The sequence below is a fragment of the Streptomyces sp. GC420 genome (assembly GCF_009916105.1).
Taxonomy (GTDB): Bacteria; Actinomycetota; Actinomycetes; order Streptomycetales; family Streptomycetaceae; genus Streptomyces.
Genome location: NZ_JAAAXQ010000446.1, coordinates 1 through 5,632 on the forward strand (window position 1 = coordinate 1; position 5,632 = coordinate 5,632).

Below are 5,632 nucleotides of genomic sequence, written 5' to 3' on the forward strand. Positions count from 1 at the left end.
TGGACGCCGACGGCCAGGAACTCGACGTCCGCGACACCGCCTCCGTCAAGGCGTTCGTGCGGGGCGCCGTCGACGCCTTCGGCACCGTCGACGTGCTCGTCAACAACGCCGGGCGCTCCGGCGGCGGTCCGGTCGCCGCCCGCCTGCCGCAGCAGAAAGGCCAGCCGGGCCCGGGGCGAACGGGGCGGGTTACGGCGCGACCCCCGGCATGGTGCCGCTCGAACCGGCGCAGGCGCTGGCCTCCCTGCTGCGCGACCTCGGGACCGACCCCCGGCAGATACCGCAACACCCGGACGAGGCAGCCGCGTTGCTGCGCTCCGCACTCGCGCCGACCCGTACCCTCCTCGTCCTCGACGACGCGGCGAGCGCCGCGCAGGTGCGCCCGCTGCTGCCCGCGGGCCCCGGGTGCGCGGTGGTGGTGACGAGCCGGACACCGCTGGCCGCGCTCGACGGAGCCGCCCGGTTCCCGCTGGACCGGCTGTCGCGGGAGGAGAGCGTGGCCCTGCTCGCCGCCGTCTGCGGACAGGGCAGGGTCACCGCGGACAGCGACGCCGCGACCCGGCTGGTCGGCCTGTGCGGGCAGTTGCCGCTGGCCCTGCGCATCGTCGCGGCACGGCTCGCGGCCCGGCGCGCGCTGACCACCGAGGCGCTCGCCGACCTGCTGACGGCGGAGGCGGGCCGTCTGGACCACCTCGAGTACGACGACCTGAGCGTGCGGCGCTCGCTCGCGGTCGCCCACGAGGCGCTGCTGGCCTCGGACCGGGACGCCGACCGGGACGCCGCGCTGGCCCTGCGCCGCACGGGCGCGCTCGACCTGCCCGAGTACGAGGCGCCGGTCATCGCCCGGCTGATGGACACCGACGAGCGCCGGGCCGCCGCCGCCCTCGACCGGCTCGCCGAGGTCGCGCTGCTCGAGGAGATCGCGTACGGCCGCTACGCGCCGCACGATCTCGTACGCGACTTCGCCCGCGAACTCGCGGGCCGGGAACCGGAACCGGAGCGGACACAGGCCGTCGAGCGCGCGCTGTGCTGGTACGCGGCCGCCGCGCGGGAGACGGTGCTGGCGCTGCTGCCGCCGGGCCGCGAGCGGGAGAACCGGCTGCCGCCGGCCGTGGCCGAGGCCACGCCCTTCGCCTCCATCGAGGAGGCCTTCGCCTGGGGCGACCGCGAACTGCCCAACGCCGTGGCTCTCGTCGAGCGGTACGCCCGCACCTGCCGCCCCGCGCTCCTGATCGTGCGGGCGCTCTTCCCGTACCTCCACAGGCGCGGGCGGCTGCGCGAGTTCCAGACCCTCAACGAACTGGCCCTCGACGCGGCACGGTCGCGCGGCGACCTGGAGGCGGAGGCGCACGCACTGTCCGACCTGGCGGCGCTGCACTTCATGTGCGGCCGCATCGAGCAGTCGCTCGCCCTCAACGACGAGGCGATCGCCCTGTGGCGGCGCCTCGGCCGCACCAGCCGCACCCAGCGCGGTCTCGGCAACCGGGGCATGCTCCTGGAGCGGCTCGGGCGCACCGAGGAGGCGGTCGCGGTCCTCCGGGAGAGCCTGGAGCTGGCCGAGCAGCAGCAGGATCTCTATGGAATAGCCATCATTTTCGGCCATCTTGGCAACCTGTACGAGCACACGGACGCCCGTCTCGCCATCGAGTACCACACCCGCAGCCTGGAGGCCGGGGACGGTATCGACGACTTCCGCCTGATCCGGGAGACCGCCCACTGCAACCTGGGCTACGCCCATCTGCGCCTGGGCGAACCCGCCCTGGCACTGCCGCACTTCGAGGAATCCCTGCGCGTGCTGGCCCAGGGCGACAACGACTGGCACAGCCAGTCGCAGTCCCGGCTGGGCCTGATCCGCACGCTGCACGCCCTCGGCCGGCCGGCCGAGGCCCGGCGCGAGTGCGAGTCGCTGCTCCACCGGGCCGGTTCCCGCGGCGACAACTACACCTCCGGGCTGACCCGTCACCTGTACGGGCAGCTGCTGACCGGGGAGGAGGCGGCCGCCCAGTGGCGGGCCGCGCTGAGGGACCTCGACGGGACCGACACCCCGGTACGGGACGAGCTCGAACGGCTGCTCGCCACTGCCGCGGCCGCCCCGCGGCAGTCCTCTGTCACTTCGCGTCGGCGTAGCACTCCACCACCGCCGTCGTGAACGGGAAGCGCACCGGGGTGTCGCCGAAGGCGATACGTCCGGCCTGGTCGCCCGCCCTGCGGACGGCCTCGGCGACGGACTCGGCCTGGTCCCGCGGGCAGTGGACGATCACCTCGTCGTGCTGGAAGAAGACCAGTTCCGCCCGCGTCTCCCGCAACTCCCTCCGCAGGGCGGCCAGCATCAGCAGGGCCCAGTCGGCGGCGCTTCCCTGGACCACGAAATTGCGGGTGAAGCGGCCACGGGCCCGTGTGGTCCCGGAGGTGTGACCGGGGGTGAACCCGTCCCGCCCGCCGGGGCCCCCGGTCTCCTCCTGCGGGATTCCGGCCTCGTCCTGCTCGCCCGCCCCCGCCGCGGGCGGGCAGGTGCGGCCCAGCCAGGTGCGCACCAGGCGCCCCTCCTCACCGGCCCGCGCCGCCTCGTCCACGTAGGCCACGGCGCGGGGGAAGCGCCGGCGCAGGGCGGCGAGGTTCTTCAGGCCGTCGCCGGAGGTCTGCCCGTAGACCGCGCCCAGCACGGCGAGCTTCGCCATGTCCCGGTCGCCGGAGAAGGCCCGGTCGGAGACCGCCTTGTAGAGGTCCCCGGCCTGCCCCGCCACCTCCATCAGCCCCGGGTCGCGGGAGATCGCGGCCAGTACCCGTGGCTCCAGCTGGTCGGCGTCCGCCACGACGAGCCGCCAGCCCGGGTCGGCGACGACCGCCCGCCGGATCACCTTCGGGATCTGCAGGGCGCCACCGCCGTTGGTCACCCAGCGCCCGGAGACCGTCCCGCCCGGAAGGTACTCCGGCCTGAACCTCCCGTCCCGCACCCAGTCCTGGAGCCAGCTCCAGCCGTGGGCGGTGTAGATGCGGTACAGCTTCTTGTAGGCGATCAGCGGTTCCACCGCCGGATGGCCGAGGGTACGGAGCTCCCAGCGCCGGGTGGACGTGATCCTGATCCCGGCCTCCGCGAACGCCTTGACCACGTCGGCGGGCAGGTCGGGCCTGACCCGTCTGCCGAAGGCCGCCGACACCTCGTCCGCGAGTTCCGCCAGCCGCCTGGGCTCGCCCCGGCCCGCGTACCGCTCGCCCAGCAGTTCGTGGAGCAGCTCCCTGTGCACGTCCGCCCGCCAGGGCAGTCCGGCGCGGTTCATCTCGGCGGCGACCAGCATGCCCGCGGACTCGCCGGCCGTGAGCAGCCGCATCCGGTCGGGCCACTGGGCCCGGAGGTGTCTGCGCAGCTGCTCGCCGTAGACGTCGAGCAGGCCCAGGAAGGGCACCCCGGCGCCGGGCCGCGGTTCGAAGAGCGAGGACTGCGAGCCCGGTTCCGCGGCCCGCGGTGGCGGGTCGGGCGGCACGGGAGCGTTCCGCAGCCGCGCCCACGCCGCGGCCGCCGACCTCGGCTCGCCGTGTCTGCCCTCGCTCCCCAGCAGCAGGGTCTCCGCGGCCTCGATGTCGTAGCACCGTTCTACGCGCACACCGGCGTCCAGGAGCCGCGGATAGATGTCGGCGGTGGAGCGCCACACCCACCTGACGACCTCGGGCCGCGAGGCGACCGCCGCGGCGAGGTCTGGCTCCCGCAGCACGTCCCCGGCCGGCCGGCCCTCCTGGTCCAGGGGTGCGAGCAGGGCGCCGTTCCCCTCATCAGCGGCCACCGCCCACCGATCGCTCATGCATTCGAGTGTGGCATCCGGTACTGACAACACCCCGGCGGCGGGCCGCCACGTCCCCCGGGAGTGGTAATTCCGGGAACTCCCGGACTCCCGGACCCGGCCCGGAACTCCCGGACCCGGCCCGGAACTCCCGGACCCGGCCCGGAACTCCGGGAATCCCGGGAACGGTGTTCACCCCTGGGAGTGATCGATCCGGGGCGGTCAGGCGGCGGTGGCGCCCCACTCGTGGGCGAGCGCCGCCGCCTCGCCGCGCGAGCCGACGCCCAGCTTGTCCAGGATGTTCGCGACATGGAACTTCACCGTGGACTCGCTGATGTGCAGCTCCTGCGCGATGTCCCGGTTGCGCCGTCCCCGTGCCAGGTGCCCCAGCACCTCCAGTTCCCGCGCCCCCAGCACGGTCAGCGGATCGCCGCGCGGTGCCTGCGGAACCGCAGCCGTGACCGTCGTTCCCCACCCCGGCACCGCGTCCAGGTCCAGGCGCCCGCCCAGCACGCCCAGCCGCTCGCCGACGCGTCGCGCGTCGAGCGCCCCGCGCGACAGCGTCCCCGGGCCGTCGTCGCGCACGGTCGCCCGCAGCTCGCTCTCCCCGACCCTCCAGCCGACGTGCACCCGCCCGGCCGGCGCCCGGCCGCCGGGGCCCTCGCCCTGGTCGTCGAGCACGGCGTGCACCACGGCCCGGACCACCGCCCGCGCCGTGCCGGCGACATCGGCGGGCAGCAGCCGGTCCGCCCCCTCCTCCGTGCCGGGCGGACCCAGGTCCAGCCGTACCCCGCGCCCGCGCAGCAGCGGCCGCAGCTCCCCGGCGAGCCGGGCGAAGCCGTCGCCCGCCCGCTCCTCGGTCAGCGCCCGGTCGCGCTCCGCCTGGGCGCGCAGCTCCACCAGTGCGGACACCGCGAGGTCGACGGCCCGGCCGCGGGCCGTGGCGTCGTCCAGATCCCGGCTGCGCAGCACCCCCAGCAGCGCGGACAGCGTCGCCCCGTGCGCGTCGACGAGTTCGGCGATGGCCGTGGCACGCGCCCCGGCGGCGGCCCTCGACTGGGCGAGCTGTCCCGGCACCGCCTCCTGGGACATCCGGTCCCGGTGCGCCGTCACCAGGTCCCACAGCGCCTGGACCGACGTGAGGTGCGGGCCGGGGACGGGTGCGTCATCCGTCCGTACGAGCACGAGCAGGGCGCCCCGCTCGGTCGCGTCGCTGGCCACCGCGAGTACGGGAACCTCGTTCCCCGCCACCGTGGCCGGGCCCTGCCACGGCCGTCCCGGCCTGGCCGCACCGGTCAGCGCGGCCAGTTCGCCCGAGGTGATGCCGCGGAGCCCATGGGCCTTGAACGGCGAGTGCGGGCAGCTGCCGGACAGCTCGGCCGCCGCGCGGTGCGGGACGGTTTCGGCGAGGGTGGCGGAGAGGCGCGGAAGGATCTCGCCCAGCGGCGCCCGGACGACTTCGACTGCGGCCGTGAGGTCCATGCCGAAAGCGTAGGCGGACGGCCCCCGCCCGCGGCCCGCCTTTCGGACAGGGCCGACTGGCCGAAAGGCGGGCCGGACCGGAGCCCGGTCCGGCCGAGGCTGGAGGCGTCCGGTGGGATCCGGGCCCCGCCGGGGGCCGGCCGCCGGCACCTACGACCCCGAACGCCACGGCGTTCCGACACCCGGGAGTGGTGACATGAAGGCGATCGTCTTCGAGGAGTACGGCGACCCCGAGGTACTGCACCTGACGGACGTCGAGGAGCCGCACGCGGGCCCCGGCCAGGTCCGGCTGCGCATCGTGGCGGCCGCCGTGAACCCGCTCGACCACAAGATCCGGCGCGGCCTGCTGCCCCACATCTGTCTCCTATACACAT

The 5,632-nt window shown here is 75.3% G+C and carries 3 protein-coding genes and 2 pseudogenes; 3 read left to right on the forward strand and 2 right to left on the reverse strand.

What is annotated here, in order from left to right; all coding sequences use genetic code 11:
• Together GUY61_RS40820 and GUY61_RS33595 are read left to right on the forward strand one after the other, a co-directional pair.
• A pseudogene (locus GUY61_RS40820) lies at nt 1-137 on the forward strand (SDR family NAD(P)-dependent oxidoreductase); the annotation flags it as partial.
• Between the two features lie 71 nt (nt 138-208).
• The gene (locus GUY61_RS33595) at nt 209-2,149 is read left to right on the forward strand and encodes a tetratricopeptide repeat protein (protein ID WP_398957844.1); all 1,941 of its coding nucleotides are present in this window, start codon (nt 209-211) and stop codon (nt 2,147-2,149) included.
• Here the strand turns inward: GUY61_RS33595 and GUY61_RS33600 are convergent.
• Together GUY61_RS33600 and GUY61_RS33605 are read right to left on the reverse strand one after the other, a co-directional pair.
• Nucleotides 2,109-3,797: a bifunctional 3'-5' exonuclease/DNA polymerase gene (locus tag GUY61_RS33600; protein WP_166634105.1), complete on the reverse strand. Its 1,689-nt coding sequence runs from the start codon at nt 3,795-3,797 to the stop codon at nt 2,109-2,111. The two genes, GUY61_RS33595 and GUY61_RS33600, sit on opposite strands and share 41 nt — an antisense overlap.
• A 201-nt stretch (nt 3,798-3,998) precedes the next feature.
• Complete coding sequence (locus GUY61_RS33605; RefSeq protein WP_166634106.1) at nt 3,999-5,258, reverse strand: LuxR C-terminal-related transcriptional regulator; 1,260 nt, start codon at nt 5,256-5,258, stop codon at nt 3,999-4,001.
• Nucleotides 5,259-5,454: 196 nt separating this feature from the next.
• Between GUY61_RS33605 and GUY61_RS40825 the strand changes: the two are divergent.
• A pseudogene (locus tag GUY61_RS40825) lies at nt 5,455-5,632 on the forward strand (NADP-dependent oxidoreductase); the annotation flags it as partial.